The following is a 20,362-nucleotide window of genomic DNA, read 5'->3' as shown; positions in this document are numbered from 1 at the left end:
CGGGACCCGGGGCCGCCGTGGCTACTTGTAGATGCCGCAGCCCACCACCATGCCATCCACCGCCTCGACGAAGGAGGTCTTCGCCTCGATCTTGCCGGATTTGGGGTTGGGGTACTTGTAGTCCACCCAGCCGCCCCCTTTGGCCTGCCCGGTCTGGAGGATCTCCTGCAGGAAGTACTTCCCGTCGGGATCCCGGACGTTCCACCGGTTGACGCCCACCAGCTGGCTCTGGAACCCGATGGCCAGGCAGGTGCCTTTCAGGTCGTAGACGAAGATGTAGAGGTCGTCCCCGCTCTTCACATGGAACCGGCCGGAACCCTGGTTGGTCTCCCGCAGCAGGGCCTCCCGCCCGTTCGAGCGCTCGAAGGCGATGGCCTCCTTCACGAGGGCCTGGGCCTTGGCCTTCTGGTCCTGGGCGGCCAGGGAGCCGGCGAGGCAGACGAGGAGGGGAAGGACGAGGGTGCGGGACGCCATGGGTTCCTCCCGGTTCGGGCTGTGCACCAGCCTATCGTCAGGCTCCGGGGGAGCATGAATCCGGGCGGGCCTGCCAGACTGGGGCCATGTCCGAAGACCGCCTCTACCTCATCGATACCTTCGCCTTCATTCTCTCGGTATCCGCTGCGCAGATACGCGAGACCTCGCCGTTCGGCACGGAGGCGGCCCATGGCTGAGGATCGCCTTTACCTCATCGACACCTTCGCCTTCATTTTTCGTGCGTACTTCGCCAATCCGCGGCTGAAGAACGGGGCGGCGTACACCTTCACGCGGCTGGTGCTGCAGCTGCTGGAGAAGCACAAGCCGACCCACATCGCCTGCGTGTTCGACACGCCGGAGCCCACCTTCCGCCACGAGCTCTACCCCGAGTACAAGGCCAACCGGGCCGAGATGCCGGAGGACCTGCGGCCCCAGATCCCCATGATCCGCCAGCTGGTGGAGGCCCTGGGGATTCCCATCGTGGAGCTGCACGGCTACGAGGCCGACGACGTGATGGGCACCCTGGCCCGGGAATCCGCGGAGCACGGCCTGCCTTCGGTGATCGTGAGCCCGGACAAGGACCTGCTCCAGCTCGTGGACGACACCCGCAGGATCCAGGTGCTCAACACCAAGGACGGGGAGGTCTGGCACGACCGCGAGGGCGTGAAGGCCCGCATGGGCGTGTGGCCCGAGCAGATCGTGGACTTCCTCAGCCTCGTGGGCGACGCCTCGGACAACGTGAAGGGCGTGCCCGGGATCGGCGAGAAGGGCGCGGCCCTGCTCCTGGAGCAGCACGGCAGCCTGGACGGCGTGCTGGCGGCGAAGGCCCTCCTGAAGCCGAAGCAGCGCGAGGGCCTGGAGACGGCCACGGATCCCGAGACCGGCTGGCTTGACCTGACCCGGCGCCTCGTCACCGTGGTGACGGACCTGGCCCTGCCCCTGCATCCCAGGGACCTCGCCTACGGCGGTGTGGACGAGCAGCGGGCGCGGACCACCTTCAAGGAGCTGGGCTTCCAGACCCTCACCAAGGAGTTCACCCAGAGCGCCGAGCAGGCCGGTTCCGTGCGCCGGTACCGGGCCGCGGCCACACTCATGGACCTGGAGGAGGCCGTGGCCGCCTGCCGCGCCGCGGGCCGCTTCGGGCTGGACACCGAGACCACGAGCATCGATCCCACCCGGGGGCACCTCGTGGGCCTGAGCCTCGCCTGGAACGCCAACGAGGGGCTCTACGTGCCCCTTGCCCACCTCAAACCGCCCACGGCGGATACCGAAGGCGCGCTCCCCGGCCTCCTGCCGGACAGCGGCCTGCCGGATTCGATGCTGGACCTGCGGGGCGACCCGGAACGATTCTTCGCCGAGCTGGCGCCGCACCTGGATGGCCGGAACCTCCCCTTCGCCCAGGCGCGCCGCGTGCTGGCGCCCCTGCTGGCGGACCCGGCGGTGGCGAAGTGCGGGCAGAACCTGAAGTACGACCTCCAGGTGCTGGCCCGCCACGGCCTGCCCGTGCGCGGTGTGGCGGACGACAGCATGGTGCTGAGCTTCCTTCTGGAGAGCGGCGTCCGGCACAACCTGGACGACCTGTCCGTGCGGCTGCTGGACGTGAAGCCCATTGCCTTCGAGGAGGTGGTGGGGAAGGGGAAGGGCCAGAAGCGATTCGACGAGGCTGAGTTCGAGCGGGCGGTGCAGTACGCCGCCGAGGACGCGGACCTGGCCCTGCAGCTCTGCGACAGGCTCCGCCAGGGGCTCACGGACGGCCGGCTGGCGAGGCTCTATGCGGAGGTGGACCTGCCCCTGGTGGCGGTGCTGGCGGCCCTGGAAGGCCACGGGGTCCGCCTGGATCTGGGTGAGCTCGCCCGGCTGGCGGCGCGCATGCACGCGGAGCGCGAACGGGCCCAGGCGAGGGTGCTGGAGCTCGCCGGCGAGCCCTTCAACCTCAACAGCCCGGCCCAGCTGGGCCGCATCCTCTTCGACAAGCTGGGCTTCAAGCCCGTGAAGTTCACCGGCAAGACCAAGGCCCCCAGCACCGACGAGGACGTGCTGCAGGAGCTGGCGGAGACCCAGGGCGCCGAGATCGCCAGCGAGCTGCTGCGCCATCGCCAGATGGTGAAGCTGCTGGGCACCTACGTGGAGGCGCTGCCCCAGATGGTGAACCCCGTCACGGGCCGGGTGCACACGCGCCTGCACCAGGCGGCGGTGGCTTCCGGACGCCTGGCCTCCAGCGATCCCAACCTGCAGAACATCCCCATCCGCACCGAGGAGGGCCGGGCCATCCGCGGGGCCTTCGTGCCTGAACCGGGCTGGGTGCTCCTGGATGCGGACTACAGCCAGATCGAGCTGCGGGTGGTGGCGGCCCTGGCCCAGGATCCGGTGCTGCTCGGGGCCTTCGAGGCCGGCGAGGACATCCACCGCCGGACGGCCTCGGAAGTCTTCAACGTCCCCATGGACCAGGTCACCCCCGAGCAGCGCAGCGCCTCCAAGGCCGTGAACTTCGGCCTGCTGTACGGCCAGGGTGCCTTCGCCCTCGCCGCCAACCTGGGGATCACCCAGAAGGAGGCCAAGGCCTTCATCGAGCGCTATTTCGAGCGGATGCCCAAGGTCGCCGCCTGGATCGAGGGCGCCAAGGCCCAGGCCCTCGCCGAGGGACTGGTCCGCACCCACTGGGGCCGCATCCGCCGCATCCCCGAGCTGGAGAGCCCCAACAAGCAGCTGCAGGCGCAGGGACTCCGGGAAGCGGTGAACACCATCGTCCAGGGCACGGCGGCGGACCTCATGCGCCGGGCCATGGTCCGGCTCCATCGCGACCTCGAGGCCTCGGGCCTGAAGGCGCGGCTCCTCCTGCAGGTCCATGACGAGCTGCTGATGGAGGCTCCGCCGGAGGAGGTGGATCGGGCCTCGGGGATGCTCCGGGAGGCCATGGAGGGCGCCGACGACCTGGGCCCCCTGGGCGTGAAGCTGGCCGCCGAGGTCAGGACCGGGGCCAGCTGGCTGGCCTGCAAGTGACAGGCGCTTGACAGTTCGTACGGCGGATCTCGTTTTTCCCTGGTGTTCCGGGGGACTTGTGACGGCGGTCAGGTCGTAAAAACCCCCTGGACGTCATCATTGTTGCGGCCCTTCCTCGCGGGAAGGCCGCGTCCATCCGTCTGCCAGGAGATCCGAACATGAGCCAGTTCAACATCGCGTGGTTGCCGGGTGACGGCGTCGGCGTGGAGGTCATGGAGGCTGCGAAGATCTGCCTCGACGCCCTGAAGTTCGATGCCGCCTACACCCACGGGGACATCGGCTGGGAGTTCTGGTGCAAGGAGGGCGAGGCCTTCCCCCAGCGCACCGTCGACCTCCTGAAGCAGAGCCATGCGGCCATGTTCGGCGCCATCACCTCGAAGCCCGTGAAGGATGCCGAAGCGGAGCTGGTGCCCGAGCTGAGGGGCAAGGGGCTGGTGTACCGGAGTCCGATCGTCCGCATGCGCCAGATGTTCGACCTCTACACCTGCCTCCGCCCCTGCAAGGCCTATCCCGGCAATCCCCTGAACTACCAGGACGGCATCGACATGGTGGTGTTCCGGGAGAACACGGAGGACCTCTACGCCGGCGTGGAGTTCAGCCCCGTGCCCGACGACGTCAAGGCCGTCCTGAAGGCCCACAGCAAGCCCTTCGGCCACTTCGCCGACCTGCCCGGGGACGCGTTCGCCATCACCTGCAAGGTGAACACGAAGAAGGGCTGCGAGCGGATCATCCGTGCCGCCTTCGAGTACGCGAAGCGGTTCGGCTATCCCAAGGTGACCGTCATCCACAAGGCGAACGTGGTGCGCGCCACGGAGGGCATGTTCCTGGAGACCGGCAAGCGCATCGCCAAGGAATACCCCGGCATCGCCATGGACGACGCCAACGTGGACGCCATCACCATGTGGATGCTGAAGAACCCGAAGAACTACGGCGTGATGGTGGCCACGAACCTCTTCGGCGACATCATCAGCGACCTGGCGGCCCAGATGGTGGGCGGCCTGGGCTTCGGCTGCTCCGGCAACATCGGGGAGAAGCTGGCGGTCTTCGAGCCCAGCCACGGCAGCGCGCCGAAGTACGCCGGCCAGTACAAGGTGAACCCCATCGCCACCATCCTGGCCGCCAAGATGATGCTGGACTGGCTGGGCGAGACCGAGAAGGGCACCCGCCTGGAGAAGGCCGTGGCGGCCGTCATCGCCGAAGGGAAGGTCCGAACTTACGACATGGGCGGCAGCGCCACGACCCTCGACATGGGCGAGGCGATCGCCAGGAAGCTCTGAGGCCGGCCATGAAACGGATCCTCATCCACGAAGTCGGCCCCCGCGATGGCCTGCAGGCCGAGAGGCAGGTCGTCCCGACGGAGGTGAAGCTCGACTGGATCCGCCGGGTGGCGGATTCCGGCGTGGACATCGTCCAGGTGGGGTCCTTCGTCCGGGGGGACAAGCTGCCCCAGATGGCGGACACGGACGAGCTCTTCCGGGTCCTCGCCGCAGCGTCCCACACCGCCACCTTCTCGGGCCTGGTGCTCAACGAGAAGGGCCTGGAGCGGGCCCTGGAGGTGGGGGTCGGGCTCATCTGCATGGGGGTCTCCGCCTCGGGCACCCACAGCCTGAAGAACACGGGCATGTCCACGGAGGAGGCCACGGAGCGGATCGTGGCCATGGCCCGGGCGGCCCAGAAGGCCGGGCGGCGCGTCCAGGTCAGCGTGCAGAGCGCCTTCGGCTGCGGCTTCGAGGGCGCCATCCCCTTCGATCGCGTCCGTGGCATCGTGGAAGCCTACCTCGAGGCGGGCCTGCACAGCATCAGCCTCGCCGACACCGCGGGCCACGCCCACCCCGCCCAGGTCCGGCGCTACATCCGCTGCGTGCGCGAGCTGGATCCCTCCGCCGAGGTCACCGCCCACATCCACAACACCTACGGCCTGGGCATGGCCAGTGTCTATGCCGCCCTTGACGCGGGCGCCAGCGCCATCGAGACCAGCTTCGGCGGCCTCGGGGGCTGCCCCTTCACCAAGGTCGCCGCCGGGAACGTGGCCACCGAGGACCTGGTGCACGGCCTCCAGCGCAACGGGCAGCGGGCCGACATCGACATCGGCGCCCTCGTGGGCGTCGCCCAGGAGGTTGCCGCCTTCTTCGGCCGCGAGCTGCCGGGCTGCGTCTACAAGACCGGGCCCATCACCGCGAAGGGGAAGGCATGAGCCGGAGGATCCTCGAGGGCATCAAGGTCCTGGACCTCACGAACGTCCTGTCCGGGCCCTTCACCACGCTGCACCTGGCCCTGCTGGGCGCGGACGTGATCAAGGTGGAGAACCCCAAGGATGGCGACCTGGCCCGCAAGCTGGGCATCCTGCCCGACCTGAACAAGCGGCTCATGGGCACCAGCTTCCTGGCCCAGAACTGCAACAAGAAGTCGATCACCCTGAACACCAAGGCCCCCGAAGGCAAGGAGCTTTTCCGCAGGCTGGTGAAGGACGCGGACGTGGTGGTGGAGAACTTCCGCCCGGGCGTCATGGACCGGCTGGGCCTCGGCTATGCGGCCCTCGCGGAGCTCAATCCGAAACTCATCTACTGCGCCATCTCGGGCTTTGGGCAGACGGGCCCCGACGCGCTCAAGCCCGCCTACGACCAGATCATCCAGGGCCTCTCGGGCGAGATGGCGGTGAACGGCGACGAGCGGCTGAACCCTCTCCGGACCGGCTTCCCCGTCTGCGATACGGTGGGCGGCCTCAACGCGGCCTTCGCCGTCATGGCGGCCCTCTTCCACCGGGAGCGAACCGGCGAGGGCCAGTTCATCGACGTGGCCCTGCTGGACAGCATCATGCCCCTCATGGGCTGGGTGGCGGCCAACCTGCTCATCGGCGGCCAGCAGCCCGTGCTCATGGGCAATGACAACTTCACGGCGGCCCCCAGCGGCACGTTCCGCACGCAGGATGGCCACATCAACATCGCCGCCAACAAGCAGGAGCAATGGGAGGCGGTCTGCGACGTGCTGGAGGTGCCGGAGCTGAAGACCGATCCGCGCTTCCAGGAGCGGGACACCCGCAAGCAGAACCGGAAGGCGCTCACCCCCCTGCTGGAGGCCCGGCTCACCCAGAAACCTACCGGTTTCTGGGTAGAGGAACTGAATGCGAAGGACGTGCCCAGCGGGGAGATCCTTGATTTGGAGGCTGCGCTGCGGCAGCCGCAGATCCAGCACCGGGGCGTCCTCCAGAAGGTGCCGGTGGCGGGACTCGGGGACGTCGAGGTCTTCGGCCTCACGGCCTTGTTCGGGAAGACGCCGGGAACCGTGGACACGCCGCCGCCCACCCTTGGCGAGCACAACGCCGAGGTCTACGCCGCCCTGGGCCTCGGGGCGTCCGATCTGGCTGAACTGAAATCCAAAGGCGTCATCTGAGGAGATTCCCATGGGCATGACCGTCGTCGAGAAGATCCTGGCCCGCGCGGCGGGCCTGCCGTCCGTTCAGGTCGGGGACGTGGTGGAGCCGAAGGTGGACCTCGCCATGTCCCACGAGAACGCGGCCCTGGTCATCAACCAGTTCCAGGAGGTGTTCGCGGGCACGGGCCTGGCCCCGAAGGTGTGGGATCCCTCCCGCATCGCCATCATCTTCGACCACCGCGTGCCGGCGGAATCCCCCAAGACCGCCACCAACCAGAAGAAGATCCGCGAGTTCGTGGCGGCCAACGGGATCTCGAAGTTCCACGACATCCGCGGCGACCGGGGCGGCATCTGCCACCAGATCCTCCCCGAGTACGGCTATGTCCGGCCGGGCTTCGTGGTGGTGGGCACCGACTCCCACACCACCAGCCACGGGGCCCTCGGCGCCTTCAGCTTCGGCATCGGCGCCACGGAGATGGCCTCGGCCTGGAGCCTGGGCATCGCCGTGAACATCGAGGTGCCCGCCACCATCAAGGTGGTGGTGACGGGCGAGTTCCCGCCCTTCGTGGGCCCGAAGGACCTCATCCTCCACCTCATCGGGCGGCTCACCGCCCAGGGCGCCAACTACAAGGTGCTGGAGTTCCACGGCGAGACCATCCGGAGGATGAGCACCAGCGGCCGCATCGCCATCTGCAACATGAGCGTGGAGGCGGGCGCCACCTCCGGCATCGTCCCCGGCGACGAGGAGACGGTGCGCTACCTCCGCGAGGAGGCGGGCGTGACGGAGGCCATCCCCTGCGTGACCGCGGACGCGGACGCCGCCTACGTCCAGACCGTGGAGATCGACGTCTCGACGCTGGCGCCCCAGATCGCCTGCCCCCACATGGTGGACAACGTGAAGCCCATCGAGCAGGTGCAGGGCACGAAGGTGCAGCAGATTGTCATCGGCAGCTGCACCAACGGCCGGCTGGACGACCTGGCCATCGCCGCCGACACCCTGCGGGGGAAGAAGGTGGCCGAGGGGACGCGCATGCTGGTGTTCCCGGCCTCCACCCGGATCTTCGCCCAGGCCCTGGACAAGGGCTATGTCCTCGACCTGATGAAGGCCGGGGCGGTGGTGATGAACTCCGGCTGCGGCCCGTGCCTGGGCGTCCACGAGGGCGCCCTGGGCGACCACGAGGTGGCCCTCAGCACCACCAACCGGAACTTCAAGGGGCGCATGGGCAATCCCACCGGCGACGTCTACCTCTGCAGCCCGGCGGTGGCGGCGGCCTCGGCCCTCACCGGCGTCATCACCGATCCTCGGAAGGGAGCCTGATCATGTCGAAGGTCATCCTCGCGCTCGGCAACGACATCAGCACGGACGACATCTACCCGGGCCGCTTCATGGCCACGGTGCTGCCCTCCGAGACCCCCCAGTTCGCCTTCTTCGACCGCACGGACTTCAACGCCCAGCTGAAGGCCAAGGCTTTCCCCGCGGGTTCCGTCATCGTGGGCGGCGAGAACTTCGGCTGCGGCTCCAGCCGCGAGCAGGCCTGCTCCACCCTCAAGGGTCACGAGGTGGTCGTGGTGGCGCGGAGCATCGCCCGGATCTTCCTCCAGAACAGCATCAACCTCGGCCTGAAGGTCGTGATCTGCCCGGGCATCGAAGCCGGCGAGGGCGACGAGCTGGAGATCACCGCGGACCAGGTGCTCAACCGCACCACCGGCAGGGCCTTCGACCAGGTCCAGCTGCCCGCCGCCCGCAAGGGCATCATGGATGCCGGCGGGCTCATCCCCTACACCCGCGCCCGGCTGATGGCCAAGGCCTGAGCGGGCCTGGAGCCAAAGCTGGAACACTGAGGACACAGAGAAGGACCCTAAAGAGGATCTTCCCTGTGTCCCCCGCGGATTTCTGCGTCCTCTGCGTCCCGCCTTGTCCCCGCTACTCGGTCGTGAACGCCGCGTCCTCGGGGCAGGGGTGGTGGTGGTTGCGGATGGCGTGGATGGCGGCGTCGTAGTCCGGCTCGTCCGTCAGTTCGCGGACCAGCTCCGTGTGGACCACGGTGCCGTTCTCGTCGAGGGCCACCACGGCGCGAGCCAGGAGGCCGCGCATGGGGCCATCCACGAGCAGCACGCCGAAGGCCTCGGCGAACTCGGGATGCCGGAAGGCCGAGGCCGTCACCACGCGATCCGTGTGCTCGGCAGCACAGAACAGGGACTGGGCGAAGGGCAGGTCCATGGAGACGCAGAGCAGGATGGTGTCGGCCAGGTCCGCCGACAGGCGGTTGAAGGTCCGCACGCTCTGGGCGCAGGTGGCGGTGTCCAGGCTGGGGAAGAGGCTCATCAGCACCCGCTTCCCCTCCAGGTCCACGTTCGTGACCTCGCCGAGGTCCTTCCGCGTGAGGGTGAAGTCGGGCGTGGCGTAGCCGACGGTGGGCAGCTCGCCGCGGGTGTGGGTGGGCTTGCCGTTCAGCAGGATCGTGGCCATGGGACCTCCGGTGCCGCCCACAACATACGCCAGGCCCCAAAAGAGATCCATGGGTGATGATCATTCCACCTGGAAGGGGGCTGAATCCGGCCGGCGGCCCACCCCCGCCTCCGTGCGGCTCGCCCCCAAGTGCTGGCCAGGGACGAGATCTGTCTCTAGCCTGGGGCCATGTCGGACTCCCGGGGGGCGGCCTTCGACCGCAGGTGGGCGTGGTACTGGGGCATCTGGGGCCTGCTGGGGCTCTACATGGCCTCCTGGGACTGGGCGCTCTATCCCTCGTCCTCGCCCCTCCGCCTGCTGGCCCTCAACCTGCTCCAGAACGGTACCTGGGGCCTGCTGGGGCTCTTCCTGGTCTGGCTGGCGAACCGGAGGCCCATCGAATCCTTCGCCTGGCGGGAATGGCGCACCTGGGGCCTCCACCTCCTGGCCAGCGTGCTGGTGGCGGCCCTCGGCCTCTTTCTGGCCTACGTCATCTCGATCCTCTTCAACCTCTCCGAATGGAAGGGACCCCTGGATCTCGCCAAGGCCGCCAAGGGGCTCCCGCGGTTCTACCGGGCCTACTTCCATACGAACCTCCTGTTCATGTGGGCCCTGGTGGCGGCCTTCCACGGCCTGCGCATCTACCGGCGGTACAAGGCACGGGAGGTGGAGGCGGCCCGCCTGGAGGCCCGGTTCGCGGAGGCGCAGAACCTGGCCCTGCGCATGCAACTCCAGCCGCACTTCCTCTTCAACACGCTCCATTCCATCTCGGCGCTCATCCATGCCGATCCCGATGCCGCCGACAGCATGATCAGCCGGCTGGGGGACTTCCTCCGCATGACGCTCGAGGCGCCCCCGGACCAGCTGGTGCCCCTGCGGAAGGAGCTGGCCTTCATCGAATCCTACCTGGCCATCGAGCGCATCCGTTTCCAGGACCGCCTGTCCGTGCGGGTGGAGATCGCCCAGGAACTCCTGGAGGCGAAGGTCCCCAGCTTCATCCTCCAGCCCCTGGTGGAGAACGCCCTGAAGCATGGCCTTTCGGACCGGCCGCGGGGCGTGCTCACGCTGCGGGCCAAGCGGGATTCGGATCTTCTGGTGCTGGAGGTCCAGGACGACGGGGAGGGCTTCGTGGCGGACCGGGAAGGGGTGGGCCTCTCCAACGTCCGGGCGCGCCTGGGGCTCCTCTACAAGGGCGGGCACTGCATCGACATCCTGGGGATGGCCGGGCATGGCACCCTGGTGGCCCTGCGCCTGCCCCTGGGCCCGGATGCGGGGGGCGCATGACCCTCCGCGCCCTCATCGTGGATGACGAGACCCTGGCCCGCCAACGCATCCGGCAGCTCCTGCAGAAGGCGCCAGACGTGACCGTGGTGGCCGAGTGCGCCAGCGGGCTGGAGGCGGTCCAGGCCATCGAGGATCTCGCGCCCGATCTCGTCTTTCTCGACATCCAGATGCCCGAGCTGGACGGCTTCGGCGTCATCGAGGCCGTGGGGGCCGATCGGATGCCCGCGACCCTCTTCATCACCGCCTACGACCAGCACGCCCTCCGCGCCTTCGAGGTCCACGCCCTGGACTACCTCCTGAAGCCCTTCGACGCGGCCCGCTTCCAGGCGGCCCTGGCCCGGGCGCGGCGCTGGTGCGCCCGGGAGGCGGGCGGCCCGCAGGGGGCCCGGCCCGATCTGGAGTCCCTGATGGCGGGCCTGCGCAAGGAACGCCCCTGGCTGGACCGGGTGCTGGTGAAGCAGGGCGATCGGCACCTCCTCGTGCGGATGGCTGCCGTCCAGTGGATCGAGGCCGAGGACAACTACGTCCGCCTGCACGTGGAGGGCACCTCGCACCTCCTCCGCCAGACCATGGCCGGACTGCTGGAACGCCTGGATCCCCGGCTCTTCCGGCGCATCCACCGCTCGGCCATCGTGAACCTGGATTTCATCCGCGAGTTCCAGCCCTGGACCAGCGGTGACCAGCTCGTGATCATGCGCGACGGCACCCGTCTCACCCTCAGCCGCACCTACCGCGACCAGGTCGGGGAGTGGTCCTGACGCGAAACGGCCCGGCGGGTGCCGGGCCGGAGCTGCGGGAAGCGGCGGGGGTTCAGGGCATGGACAGGACCGTGATGGCGGCGGAGCCGGCCTCGGGCTGCAGCCGCCCGACTTTCTGCTCGTAGAAGACGCGCGGCGGCAGGATGACGTCGACGGTGCCGATGAGCCGGTCCGTCACGAGGATCTCGCCGCGGGTGCCGTCGCCCACGCTGAAGACCGCACCCTGCCGGAGGGCCACGGGGGTAGTACCGACCGCCGGGACGCCCTTGCGACCGAGGGCGCTCACCGCGAGGCTGGCGCCGAAGGACCCGTCGCGGAACAGCCGGTCATGGGGCATCAGCACCACGAAGGAGGTGTTCCGCCAGGCCAGCAGGGTGGCGGCTTTTTCGGCGTGGTCCATCAGGCGGGTGTCCGCCACGGTGATGAGGGTGCCGGGCCCCGCGGCCCGGGCCAGGGCCTTCACCTCGGCCTGGCTGTTCCGGTAGTCGCAGATCACCCCGATGTGGTGCTTTTCGGGCCAGGTGGCCTCGGTCACCTTCATCAGGGGCTGGAAGTCCTCGGCCTGCAGGCCGAGGGAGGCGAGGGCCAGCATGGCCGCGCCGAGGGAGTGCGTGAGGGGCCGCATGGGACCTCCTTGGAGGGAAAGGCCGGGGAGCGCCCGGCGGTGGGAGACGGGTCCGGTCCGGGAACCGGGAAGGCTGCCCGGCGGAAGCACCGGCGGGCAGAGGAAGGACGCGGGAAGGATGTGGACCGTCCCTGGACGCGACCAGGATTCGGGGGCGATCCGCGGGGAACCGGGGGCGAGGGGCGATTTCGAGGGGCGGGATTCCCGACAGGATGCCGGGAACATCCGAAAAAAACATGTCGCAACGGCCAATTGGGCATAATGGGCCTTCGAGGAGGTCCCCATGCGCCGATCCATGCTCCTGTCCCTGGTGGCCGTTCCGGTGCTCCTGGCCGCCGCGCCGGCCCCCAGGGCCAAGGCGCCCTTCAAGGTCACCTGGCTGGGTCATGCCGCCTTCGAGGTGGTCTCCCCTGGCGGCACGGACCTGCTCATCGATCCCTTCCTCACCCAGGACCCGGCCACCCCCGCGGCCGACAAGGACCTGGCGAAGTACAAGCCCGCCGCCATCCTGGTGACCCACAGCCACGGCGACCACGTGGGCGACACGGTGGCCATCGCCAAGGCCAGCGGCGCCAAGGTGATCGCGGCCTATGAGCTGGCCTCCAGCCTGGGCCTTCCCGGGGACCAGATCCTCGGCTGCAATGTGGGTGGCCGGCTCCAGGTGGGCGACGTCACCATCCACGTGGTGCCCGCCATGCACGGCAGCACCCCCGGCGGCCGGCCCGTGGGCTTCGTCCTCACCTTCAAGGACGGCCGCAGCCTCTACCACACCGGCGACACGTGGATCTTCGGGGACATGTCCCTCATCCAGGAGCTGTACCATCCCGACCTGCTGCTGCTCTGCGTGGGTGGCGGCCCCTACACCGAGGACCCGGCCACGGCCGCCCTGGCGGTGAGGAAATACTTCCACCCCTCGGCCATCGTGCCCATGCACTACGGCACCTTCCCGCCCCTGGCCAAGGAGGACGAGGTCCGGAAGGCCTTCGCGGGGGACAAGCGGCTCCGAGTGATGAAGACCGGCGAGACGCTCACGTTCTGAGCGCCCATCCTTTGCGATACTGGGGGCCTCGGAGGTCCCCATGAAGGTTCTGCTCCTCGGCTCCGGCGGCCGGGAATATGCGATGGCCCTGAAGCTCAAGGCTTCGGCCACGCCTGTGGAGCTGTTCGCGGCTCCCGGCAGCGACGGCCTGGCCGAGCTGGGCACCTGTCACTCCCTGGATTCGGAGGACCCGACGGTGGTGGCCGCGTGGTGCGCCGCCCACCGGCCGGATCTGGTGGTGGTCGGGCCCGAGGCGCCCCTGGTGGCCGGCGTGGCCGATGCGGTGCGCGCCGTGGATGTGCCGGTCTTCGGCCATGGGGCCGCCACCGCGCGCCTGGAGGGCAGCAAGGCCTTCGCCAAGGCCTTCATGGAACGGCACGGCATCCCCTGCGCCGCCAGCCGCACGGTGACGGACCTGGCGGAGGGCGAGGCCCTCATCCGGTCCTGGCCCCACGGCTACCCCATCGTGCTGAAGGCGGACGGCCTGGCGGCCGGCAAGGGCGTGGTCCTGGCCCAGGACGAGGCCGAGGCCCTGGCCACCTTCCAGGCCTTCCTGGCGGGCCAGTTCGGGGAGGCCAGCCGGACCGTGGTGTTCGAGGAGCCCCTGGTGGGCATGGAGCTGTCCCTGCACGTGCTGGTGGACGTGGACGCGGACCATGCGGCCTACGCCCTCCTGCCCGCCTGCCAGGACCACAAGCGCATCTTCGAGGAGGACCGCGGCCCCAACACCGGCGGCATGGGCGCCTTCGGGCCCATCCCCTTCCTGCGTCCGGGGGATGTCGAGCGGATGCGCCGCGAGCTGGTGGAGCCCACGGTGCGCGGCCTCCAGAAGGACGGGCTGTTGGCCCGGGGCGTGCTCTTCCTGGGCGTGATGTGGACCGCCGCGGGGCCGAAGCTGCTGGAGTACAACGTGCGCTTCGGCGACCCGGAGACCCAGGTCCTCATGCAGCTCCTGGACGAGGACCTGCCGTCCCTCCTCATGGAGGTGGCCCAGGGCCGCCTGGTCGCCCGTGAGCTCCACCTGAAGCCCGGCACGGCCATCACCGTGGTGCTGGCGGCCCAGGGCTATCCGGAATCCGCCGTGAAGGGCGTGCCCATCACCCTGGGGCGAACGCCCGTCACGGTCATCCATGCGGGCACCCGCCGGCAGGAGGGGCAGTGGCTGACCCACGGCGGCCGGGTGCTGAACCTGGCGACAGCGGCGCCGGACCTGGCCGCCGCCCGCGCCGCCATCGCCGCCGCCCTCCCCGCCGTCCACTGGCCCGGCATGCAGGTCCGCCGGGACATCGGCCTCAAGGCGCTGGCGCATGCCCAGGCGGGGAGGACCGTCCAGGACCCCTGGTAGGCCGTTCGTGACGGATTCCCGTCCGTCCGGCTGGAGGTCGCTTCGGCGGCTGCGGGCCTGCCGCAGACTGGGGTGAGGAGGGAATGCCATGGCGATTCCGTCGAACCTTCGATGCGAACGGGACAAGCTCCAGCAGCAGAAGCCGGGCACGCGCCTCTGGTGGGCGCTGCGGGTGGTCATCACCGTGGGTCTGCTCAATGGACCCATCCTGCTCCTGGTCCGCGATCGGGGTGAGTGGGCGCTTGTCCTGTTTCCGGTGATCCTGGCGGGTGCAGCTTCGCTCTGGTGGCTGGCCGCCCGCCTCTACGAGCGGGAACGGCTTCGGATCGAGCGCAAGGAAAGCTCGGGACGGCTGGGAGGGTGGCGCGGAGCCGTCCCGATGCTGGTCCTGCTCCCGGCCCTGATCCTGGGGGTTCGGCCCGCCTCCTTCCTGGTGTCGACCATCCTCCCCTTGAGCATCTTCGTGGGACTGGTCTTCCTCATGGAGCAGGCCATGGCGGCCAAGCGCGCCAGCTTCGACCTGCTGGCGGCCCGGGAGGAGGCCCTCCAGGCCCGCCTGGCCCCCCACTTCATCTTCAACACCCTGAACACCCTCCACGCCCAGATCGAGGCCGATCCCCGGGGCGCCCAGGCCACCACCGAACGGCTGGCCCAGCTCTTCCGGCAAGTGGTGGAGGTCTCGGAGCGGCCCACCATCCCCATCAAAAAGGAACTGGCCTTCGTGGAGGCCTACCTTGGCATCGAGCAGGCGCGGTTGGGAGAACGGTTGAAGGTGGTCGTGGCCATCCCGGAGGAACTGGAGTCCGTGGAGATCCCGCCCCTATCCCTCCAGGTGCTGGTGGAGAACGCCGTGAAGCACGGGGTGGCACCCCTCGAAAAGGGCGGCGAGATCCGCATCGGAGCCGAGCGGGCGGAGGGTGCCTTGAGGATCTGGGTGGAGGACCCCGGCACTGGCAGCAGCCCGGTCAATGGCACGGGCACGGCCCTGGAGACCCTCCGCCAGCGCCTGGAACGGCCCGGGGATCTGGAGATGGGAATGGTCGATGGCCGGCATCGCGTGGGCTTCCGGTGGAGGCAGGCATGATCCGGATCGTCGTCGTGGAGGACGAGCCCCTGGCCCGGCAGCATCTGGTGGAGTTGCTGGGCGAGCTGCCGGGCGTGGCGGTGGTGGCCGCGGCGGAGAACGGGCGGCTGGGCCTGGCGGCCGTCGCGGAGCACCGGCCGGACGCGGTATTCCTCGACATCGAGATGCCGGGCATCAAGGGCACGGAGCTGATGCACATGCTGCCGGAACCCCGGCCCTCGCTGGTCTTCGTGACGGCCTATCCGCAGCACGCCATCGAGGCCTTCGCAGGCGGGGCGGTGCACTACCTGCTCAAGCCCATCTCGCGGGTGGGCGTGGCCCAGGCCCTGTCGCGCATCCGCCCGAAGGACGAGCCGCTCCAGAAGGAATGGCTGCGCATCCCCGTGCGGAAGAAGGGCACGACGCGCCTGCTGAGGCCCGAGGAGGTGGAGGCGCTGGTGGCGGACCTGGGGGACTGCGTGGCCTGGACGCCGGGGGGCCGCCTGCCCGTGGACGGCACCCTGGCCCACTGGGAGGAGCGGCTCTCCGACCACGGCTTCATGCGGGTCCACCGCAACGCCCTGGTGCGCCTGGACGCCGTGCGGGAGATGACGGCGGAGGACGAGCTGGTGCTGGCCACCGGCCGCCTCTCCATCAGCCGCCGGCGCATGGAGGAAGTGCGCCGGTCCCTGGGGCTGTGATCAGAAGCCGCGCCTGAGCAGCCACGCCACGGCGGCCAGGGCGGCCACCACCAGCGTGAACGTGCCTGCGGCGCGGTGGATGCGGGGGGCGGCCGCGCGCTGGCTGCGGCCCTCCCGCCAGGCGAGGGCCTGGCGGCCCAGGAGGATGGTGCCGGCGGCCAGGGCAAGGAGCCCGAGCCCCAGGCTGCGGTGGGCGTGGGGCAGGTAGGGGAAGGGCAGGGCCAGGCGGATGCCCACCAGGGTGAAGGCCGCGGTCATCAGGTGGCCGTGGTGCCGGGGATCGCCCCGCCGTGCGGCGCGCAGGCCCAGGGCCAGCAGCAGGGCGACGGGGAGCAGGATCAGGTCGAGCACGTCAGAGGGGCAGGGCTTCCAGGCGCTTCTCGCCTTCCCAGCGGTAGAAGCCGGAGCCGGATTTCCGCCCCAGCCGGCCCGCCGCCACCAGCTGGCGGAGCAGGGAGGGGGCCTTGAAGCGAGGTTCGCCGAAAGCCTCGAAGAAGACGTCGGCCACGCTGACCATCGTGTCCAGGCCGATGAAGTCGCTGAGATGCAGAGGGCCCATCGGGTGACCGGCGCCCAGCTTCATCGCGGCATCCAGGTCCTCCACGGTGGCCAGGCGCTGCTCGGCGCAGCGGACGGCGTCCAGGAGGTAGGGCACCAGGAGGCGGTTCACGACGAAGCCCGGTGCGTCAGGGGCGAGCACGGCGGTCTTGCCCAGGGCCCCGACGAACCCCTTCAGGGCGGCCGTGGTGTCCTCCGAGGTGGCCAGGGTCCGCACGATCTCCACCAGGGGCATGGCGGGCACGGGATTGAAGAAGTGGAGCCCGGCCAGCCGGGACAGGCGGGCGGGATCGAGGGCGGCCCCGAGCTGGGCGATGGAGAGGCTGGAGGTGTTCGAGCAGAGCAGGGATCCCGTCTCCAGGACCCGATCCAGCTCTGCGAGGGTGCGGAGCTTGAGGTCGAGGCACTCGGGCACGGCCTCGATGACGAGGTCGCAGTCCGCCAGGGTGGCGAAGTCCAGGGTGCCGTGCAGCCGGGCGGCGTACTCGGCATGCCGGTCCTCCGTCAGCTTCCCCTTGGCCAGCGCCCGCTCCCAGGCGGCGTGGATCCGGGCCAGGCCCTTGGCGAGCAGGGCCTCGTCCACCTCCTTCACCCGGACATTGAAGCCCGCCTCGGCGGCGGACTGGGCGATGCCGGCTCCCATGAGGCCGCAGCCGACGATGCCGATGCGCTGGATGTTCACGGGACCTCCTTCGGGGTGTTGGGCTTGGGGATGATCAGGTCCTCATTCTCCGACGAATCGGGCCCGGCGGGGGGCATCGAGTAGAATCAGGCTGGCCCCGGAGGCGCCATGACCAGCCATCTCAAGGATCTCCTGGCCCACCACGCCTGGGCGGACGCTGTGTTCTTCCATGCCTGGGGGGCCTCGCCGGCCCAGGAGGATGTCGAGCTGCGCACCCGCGTGGCCCACATCGTGGAGGTGCAGGAGGGCTTCCTGAAGGTGCTCAAGGGAGAGGCGCTCGCCTTCCAGGAGCGGCCCCTGCCGGACTTCGCCGGACTCAAGCTCCGGGCCCGGGCCAGCCACGAGGTCTATGCCGCCCTGGCCAGGACCCTCGACGAGCTGACCCTCGCCCAGCCGGTGCGGATCCCCTGGTTTCCGGAACCGCCCTGCATCGTCTCCGGGACGGACGCCCTGATGCAGGTCTGCCTGCACACCCAGCACCACCGGGGCCAGAACATGAGCCGGCTGAAGGTCCTCGGGGTCCCCCCGAAGAACGTCGACTACCTCATCTGGCTCTGGAAGCAGAAGCCGGAACCGCGTTGGGATTGAGGCCGCCCATGGACGCCTCCGCCGACCGATCCCCCTTCATGCGCCGGGCCATCGAGCTCTCCCGGACCCACATGCTCGCGGGCGAGGGCGGTCCCTTCGGCGCGGTGGTGGTCCGGGACGGGAGGATCGTGGGCGAGGGCTGGAACCGGGTGACCTCCGCCTGCGATCCCACGGCCCACGCCGAGATCACGGCCATCCGCGAGGCCTGTCGTGCCCTGGGCACCTTCGAGCTGCGGGGGTGCGAGATCTACACCAGCTGCGAACCCTGCCCCATGTGCCTGGCCGCCATCTACTGGGCGCGGCTGGACCGCATCTGGTACGCCAACACGCGGCAGGACGCGGCCGGGATCCGGTTCGACGACGCGTGGCTGTACCACGAAGTGGCCCTGCCCCTGGGCGAACGGAGCCTGCCCTCGGCCCAGCTGATGAGGGACGAGGCCCTGGAGGCCTTCCGGGCCTGGGACGCCAAGCCCGACAAGACCCCCTACTGACCTTAGATCTCCAGGTAGGTGTGGAGCTTCCGTTCCTCGGTGAGGAGGGCCTTCAGGGCCTCGGCCGCGTCACTCTTGGCACTGGCCTTCCGCTTGGAGGCGGGCCCCTGGATGAGGGCATCCGGATCGTAGTGGACGCTGCGGAGGACGTGATCCACCGTGTCGCCCTTCACGATGTGCTGGACCTTGAACGTGTCGTCCTCGTCCACCACGATGTGGGCCTCGTTGGGGGCCCCGAAGAGGTTGTGCCGCATGCCCAGGATGTCCTGGTAGGCCCCGGTGAGGAAGAAGGCCACGTAGTAGGCCTCGCCGCCGCGGGGCTCGTGGAGCGGGATCTCGTCGCGGACGTCCTTCAGGTCGATGAACTTCTCCATCTTGCCGTCGCTGTCGCAGGTGATGTCGCAGAGCGTGGCGGACAGTGCGGGCTTCTCCTTCAGCCGGTGGATGGGCATGACGGGGAAGAGCTGCTCGATGGCCCAGTGGTCGGGCATGGACTGGAAGAGGCTGAAGTTGCCGATGAGCTTGTCGGCCAGGCTCTTGTTCAGGTCCTGGAACTCCTCGGGCACGTATTTCAGGCTCTTGCTGCTGAGGATGCGGGAGAGCTTGCGGCAGACCTCCCAGAACAGCGTCTCGCCCTTGCTGCGATCCTCCAGGCTCAGGTAGCCCAGGTTGAAGAGGGTGAGGAGCTCGTCCTTCTGGGTGATGGCGTCGTGGTACATCTCGGCGAAGTTCTTCACGGAGATGTTGTCCCGGGTGTAGGCCAGCTCCTTGAGGATCTGGGGCTCCCGGCCCGTGAGCTCCACCTTGTACTTCGTGTGGGTGGTGTCGATGAGGCCGATGATGTCCACGACCACAACCTCGTGGTAGGCCACGATGGCGCGGCCGGACTCGCTGAGCAGGTCCGGCATGGGCACCTGCTCCTGGGCGCAGATGTCCTTGGTGGTGTAGACCACGTCCGCCGCGTACTCCGAGATGGTGTAGTTCATGGAGCTGCTGAAGGTGGTCTTGCTGCCGTCGTAGTCCACGCCCAGGCCGCCGCCCACGTTGAGGTAGCGGATGGGCACGCCCATCTTCCGCAGCTTGGCGTAGATGCGGGTGGCCTCCTTCATGGCCGACTTGATCTTGCGGATGTCGGTGATCTGGCTCCCGATGTGGAAGTGCAGCTCGATGACGCTGTCCAGGAGGTCGCGCTTCTCCAGCACCTCGATGGCGTCCAGGATCTCGCTGGTGGTGAGGCCGAACTTGGCGTGGTCGCCGGCGCTGGTCTCCCACTTGCCGGAACCCTGGGCGTTGAGCTTGGCGCGGAGGCCGATGAGCGGCTCCACCTTCAGCTCCTTCGCCACCTTCAGGATCAGGGGCAGCTCGGTCATCTTCTCGACGGTGATGACCACCTTGCGGCCGGCCTTCCGGGCCAGCAGGGCCATGCGGATGAAGGATTCGTCCTTGTAGCCGTTGCAGAGCACCAGGGCCTCGGGATGCAGGTCCAGGCTCAGGGCGATCATCAGCTCGGGCTTGGAGCCGGCTTCCAGGCCGTAGTGGTACTTGTTCCCGGCGCGGACGATCTCCTCGACCACTTCCTTGATCTGGTTGGTCTTGACCGGGTAGACGCCCTGGTAGCTGCCCTCGTAGCCGAACTCGATGATGGCCTTGCGGAAGGCTTCGTTCACCTCCACCACGCGATGGGCCAGGACCTGCGGGAAGCGCAGGTTCAGCGGGGTGCGGAGCCCCTTCTTCTTCAGGTGCTGGACGATCTCGTAGACGTCGCAACTGAGGGACTCGTCCTGGGTGGGCGTGATCTCCAGATGGCCCTTGGCGTTGATGCCGAAGTAGCCGTTGCCCCACTCCTTCACGCCGTACAGGGTCGCGGCGTCCTGGACCGTCCAGTGCTTCATGGGCATCCGAGGTGCCTCCTCAAACCGGGGCGGCCACCTTC

20 protein-coding genes are annotated in these 20,362 nt (G+C 69.1%); 14 read left to right on the top strand and 6 right to left on the bottom strand.

What is annotated here, in order from left to right; all coding sequences use genetic code 11:
- Positions 1–21: 21 nt before the first annotated feature.
- The gene (locus QSJ33_RS04565) at positions 22–474 is read right to left on the bottom strand and encodes a cache domain-containing protein (protein WP_285723366.1); all 453 of its coding nucleotides are present in this window, start codon (positions 472–474) and stop codon (positions 22–24) included.
- A gap of 189 nt (positions 475–663) precedes the next feature.
- Here QSJ33_RS04565 and polA point away from each other — a divergent pair, with 189 nt between their 5' ends.
- From polA to QSJ33_RS04535, 6 genes are all read left to right on the top strand, one after another.
- Complete coding sequence (gene polA / locus QSJ33_RS04560; RefSeq protein ID WP_285723365.1) at positions 664–3,474, top strand: DNA polymerase I; 2,811 nt, start codon at positions 664–666, stop codon at positions 3,472–3,474.
- A gap of 158 nt (positions 3,475–3,632) precedes the next feature.
- Entirely contained in the window at positions 3,633–4,751 is a 1,119-nt protein-coding gene (locus QSJ33_RS04555; protein WP_285723364.1) for an isocitrate/isopropylmalate dehydrogenase family protein, read from the top strand.
- Between the two features lie 8 nt (positions 4,752–4,759).
- Positions 4,760–5,668, top strand: a complete 909-nt coding sequence (locus tag QSJ33_RS04550; RefSeq protein ID WP_285723363.1) for a hydroxymethylglutaryl-CoA lyase — start codon at positions 4,760–4,762, stop codon at positions 5,666–5,668.
- Entirely contained in the window at positions 5,665–6,864 is a 1,200-nt protein-coding gene (locus tag QSJ33_RS04545) for a CaiB/BaiF CoA transferase family protein (RefSeq protein WP_285723362.1), read from the top strand. Before QSJ33_RS04550 ends, QSJ33_RS04545 begins: the two co-directional genes overlap by 4 nt.
- 10 nt (positions 6,865–6,874) lie before the next feature.
- The gene (locus QSJ33_RS04540) at positions 6,875–8,164 is read left to right on the top strand and encodes a 3-isopropylmalate dehydratase large subunit (protein ID WP_285723361.1); all 1,290 of its coding nucleotides are present in this window, start codon (positions 6,875–6,877) and stop codon (positions 8,162–8,164) included.
- Positions 8,165–8,166: 2 nt separating this feature from the next.
- The gene (locus QSJ33_RS04535; RefSeq protein WP_285723360.1) at positions 8,167–8,658 is read left to right on the top strand and encodes a 3-isopropylmalate dehydratase small subunit; all 492 of its coding nucleotides are present in this window, start codon (positions 8,167–8,169) and stop codon (positions 8,656–8,658) included.
- Between the two features lie 112 nt (positions 8,659–8,770).
- Here the strand turns inward: QSJ33_RS04535 and tpx are convergent, their stop codons facing one another.
- Entirely contained in the window at positions 8,771–9,316 is a 546-nt protein-coding gene (gene tpx / locus QSJ33_RS04530) for a thiol peroxidase (protein WP_285723359.1), read from the bottom strand.
- A gap of 168 nt (positions 9,317–9,484) precedes the next feature.
- Here tpx and QSJ33_RS04525 point away from each other — a divergent pair, with 168 nt between their 5' ends.
- Both QSJ33_RS04525 and QSJ33_RS04520 read left to right on the top strand, forming a co-directional pair.
- Positions 9,485–10,579 carry a sensor histidine kinase gene (locus QSJ33_RS04525; RefSeq protein ID WP_285723358.1) on the top strand — a complete coding sequence of 365 codons (1,095 nt, stop codon included), beginning with the start codon at positions 9,485–9,487 and terminating at the stop codon, positions 10,577–10,579.
- On the top strand, positions 10,576–11,337 hold the full coding sequence (locus QSJ33_RS04520) for a LytR/AlgR family response regulator transcription factor (protein ID WP_285723357.1): 762 nt from the start codon (positions 10,576–10,578) through the stop codon (positions 11,335–11,337). The genes QSJ33_RS04525 and QSJ33_RS04520 overlap by 4 nt, the downstream gene beginning before the upstream one ends.
- Positions 11,338–11,389: 52 nt before the next feature.
- Here the strand turns inward: QSJ33_RS04520 and QSJ33_RS04515 are convergent, their stop codons facing one another.
- The gene (locus tag QSJ33_RS04515; protein WP_285723356.1) at positions 11,390–11,962 is read right to left on the bottom strand and encodes a hypothetical protein; all 573 of its coding nucleotides are present in this window, start codon (positions 11,960–11,962) and stop codon (positions 11,390–11,392) included.
- Positions 11,963–12,245: 283 nt separating this feature from the next.
- On the opposite strand from QSJ33_RS04515, the gene QSJ33_RS04510 reads away from it, so the two are divergent.
- From QSJ33_RS04510 to QSJ33_RS04495, 4 genes are all read left to right on the top strand, one after another.
- Positions 12,246–13,001, top strand: coding sequence for a metal-dependent hydrolase (locus QSJ33_RS04510; protein ID WP_285723355.1), 756 nt, complete (start codon positions 12,246–12,248; stop codon positions 12,999–13,001).
- 40 nt (positions 13,002–13,041) lie between these two features.
- Positions 13,042–14,346 carry a phosphoribosylamine--glycine ligase gene (purD, locus tag QSJ33_RS04505; RefSeq protein ID WP_285723354.1) on the top strand — a complete coding sequence of 435 codons (1,305 nt, stop codon included), beginning with the start codon at positions 13,042–13,044 and terminating at the stop codon, positions 14,344–14,346.
- Positions 14,347–14,434: 88 nt separating this feature from the next.
- Positions 14,435–15,430: a sensor histidine kinase gene (locus QSJ33_RS04500; RefSeq protein WP_285723353.1), complete on the top strand. Its 996-nt coding sequence runs from the start codon at positions 14,435–14,437 to the stop codon at positions 15,428–15,430.
- Positions 15,427–16,110 carry a LytR/AlgR family response regulator transcription factor gene (locus tag QSJ33_RS04495; RefSeq protein ID WP_285723352.1) on the top strand — a complete coding sequence of 228 codons (684 nt, stop codon included), beginning with the start codon at positions 15,427–15,429 and terminating at the stop codon, positions 16,108–16,110. Before QSJ33_RS04500 ends, QSJ33_RS04495 begins: the two co-directional genes overlap by 4 nt.
- On the opposite strand, the gene QSJ33_RS04490 is transcribed toward QSJ33_RS04495, so the two are convergent.
- Both QSJ33_RS04490 and QSJ33_RS04485 read right to left on the bottom strand, forming a co-directional pair.
- Positions 16,111–16,461 carry a hypothetical protein gene (locus QSJ33_RS04490; RefSeq protein ID WP_285723351.1) on the bottom strand — a complete coding sequence of 117 codons (351 nt, stop codon included), beginning with the start codon at positions 16,459–16,461 and terminating at the stop codon, positions 16,111–16,113.
- A 1-nt stretch (position 16,462) separates the two neighbouring features.
- The gene (locus QSJ33_RS04485) at positions 16,463–17,350 is read right to left on the bottom strand and encodes a 3-hydroxyacyl-CoA dehydrogenase family protein (RefSeq protein ID WP_285723350.1); all 888 of its coding nucleotides are present in this window, start codon (positions 17,348–17,350) and stop codon (positions 16,463–16,465) included.
- 108 nt (positions 17,351–17,458) lie between these two features.
- On the opposite strand from QSJ33_RS04485, the gene QSJ33_RS04480 reads away from it, so the two are divergent.
- Together QSJ33_RS04480 and QSJ33_RS04475 are read left to right on the top strand one after the other, a co-directional pair.
- The gene (locus QSJ33_RS04480; protein ID WP_285723349.1) at positions 17,459–17,938 is read left to right on the top strand and encodes a DinB family protein; all 480 of its coding nucleotides are present in this window, start codon (positions 17,459–17,461) and stop codon (positions 17,936–17,938) included.
- Between the two features lie 8 nt (positions 17,939–17,946).
- On the top strand, positions 17,947–18,429 hold the full coding sequence (locus QSJ33_RS04475) for a nucleoside deaminase (protein WP_285723348.1): 483 nt from the start codon (positions 17,947–17,949) through the stop codon (positions 18,427–18,429).
- A 2-nt stretch (positions 18,430–18,431) separates the two neighbouring features.
- Here QSJ33_RS04475 and speA read toward each other — a convergent pair whose 3' ends face one another.
- A complete protein-coding gene (gene speA / locus QSJ33_RS04470; protein WP_285723347.1) occupies positions 18,432–20,321 on the bottom strand; it encodes a biosynthetic arginine decarboxylase in 1,890 nt (629 codons plus the stop codon).
- Positions 20,322–20,362 lie beyond the last annotated feature (41 nt).

The organism is Geothrix rubra, from assembly GCF_030268065.1.
Lineage (GTDB): Bacteria > Acidobacteriota > Holophagae > Holophagales > Holophagaceae > Geothrix > Geothrix rubra.
The sequence above is the reverse complement of the archived record's forward strand: the minus strand, read 5'-3'. Positions and strand labels throughout refer to the sequence as shown.

Excerpts from the sequence above, each read along its gene's own strand:
- QSJ33_RS04565 (WP_285723366.1), bottom strand. The coding sequence starts at position 474 with ATGGCGTCCCGCACCCTCGTCCTTCCCCTCCTCGTCTGCCTCGCCGGC.
- polA (WP_285723365.1), top strand. The coding sequence starts at position 664 with ATGGCTGAGGATCGCCTTTACCTCATCGACACCTTCGCCTTCATTTTT.
- QSJ33_RS04555 (WP_285723364.1), top strand. The coding sequence starts at position 3,633 with ATGAGCCAGTTCAACATCGCGTGGTTGCCGGGTGACGGCGTCGGCGTG.
- QSJ33_RS04550 (WP_285723363.1), top strand. The coding sequence starts at position 4,760 with ATGAAACGGATCCTCATCCACGAAGTCGGCCCCCGCGATGGCCTGCAG.
- QSJ33_RS04545 (WP_285723362.1), top strand. The coding sequence starts at position 5,665 with ATGAGCCGGAGGATCCTCGAGGGCATCAAGGTCCTGGACCTCACGAAC.
- QSJ33_RS04540 (WP_285723361.1), top strand. The coding sequence starts at position 6,875 with ATGGGCATGACCGTCGTCGAGAAGATCCTGGCCCGCGCGGCGGGCCTG.
- QSJ33_RS04535 (WP_285723360.1), top strand. The coding sequence starts at position 8,167 with ATGTCGAAGGTCATCCTCGCGCTCGGCAACGACATCAGCACGGACGAC.
- tpx (WP_285723359.1), bottom strand. The coding sequence starts at position 9,316 with ATGGCCACGATCCTGCTGAACGGCAAGCCCACCCACACCCGCGGCGAG.
- QSJ33_RS04525 (WP_285723358.1), top strand. The coding sequence starts at position 9,485 with ATGTCGGACTCCCGGGGGGCGGCCTTCGACCGCAGGTGGGCGTGGTAC.
- QSJ33_RS04520 (WP_285723357.1), top strand. The coding sequence starts at position 10,576 with ATGACCCTCCGCGCCCTCATCGTGGATGACGAGACCCTGGCCCGCCAA.
- QSJ33_RS04515 (WP_285723356.1), bottom strand. The coding sequence starts at position 11,962 with ATGCGGCCCCTCACGCACTCCCTCGGCGCGGCCATGCTGGCCCTCGCC.
- QSJ33_RS04510 (WP_285723355.1), top strand. The coding sequence starts at position 12,246 with ATGCGCCGATCCATGCTCCTGTCCCTGGTGGCCGTTCCGGTGCTCCTG.
- purD (WP_285723354.1), top strand. The coding sequence starts at position 13,042 with ATGAAGGTTCTGCTCCTCGGCTCCGGCGGCCGGGAATATGCGATGGCC.
- QSJ33_RS04500 (WP_285723353.1), top strand. The coding sequence starts at position 14,435 with ATGGCGATTCCGTCGAACCTTCGATGCGAACGGGACAAGCTCCAGCAG.
- QSJ33_RS04495 (WP_285723352.1), top strand. The coding sequence starts at position 15,427 with ATGATCCGGATCGTCGTCGTGGAGGACGAGCCCCTGGCCCGGCAGCAT.
- QSJ33_RS04480 (WP_285723349.1), top strand. The coding sequence starts at position 17,459 with ATGACCAGCCATCTCAAGGATCTCCTGGCCCACCACGCCTGGGCGGAC.
- QSJ33_RS04475 (WP_285723348.1), top strand. The coding sequence starts at position 17,947 with ATGGACGCCTCCGCCGACCGATCCCCCTTCATGCGCCGGGCCATCGAG.
- speA (WP_285723347.1), bottom strand. The coding sequence starts at position 20,321 with ATGAAGCACTGGACGGTCCAGGACGCCGCGACCCTGTACGGCGTGAAG.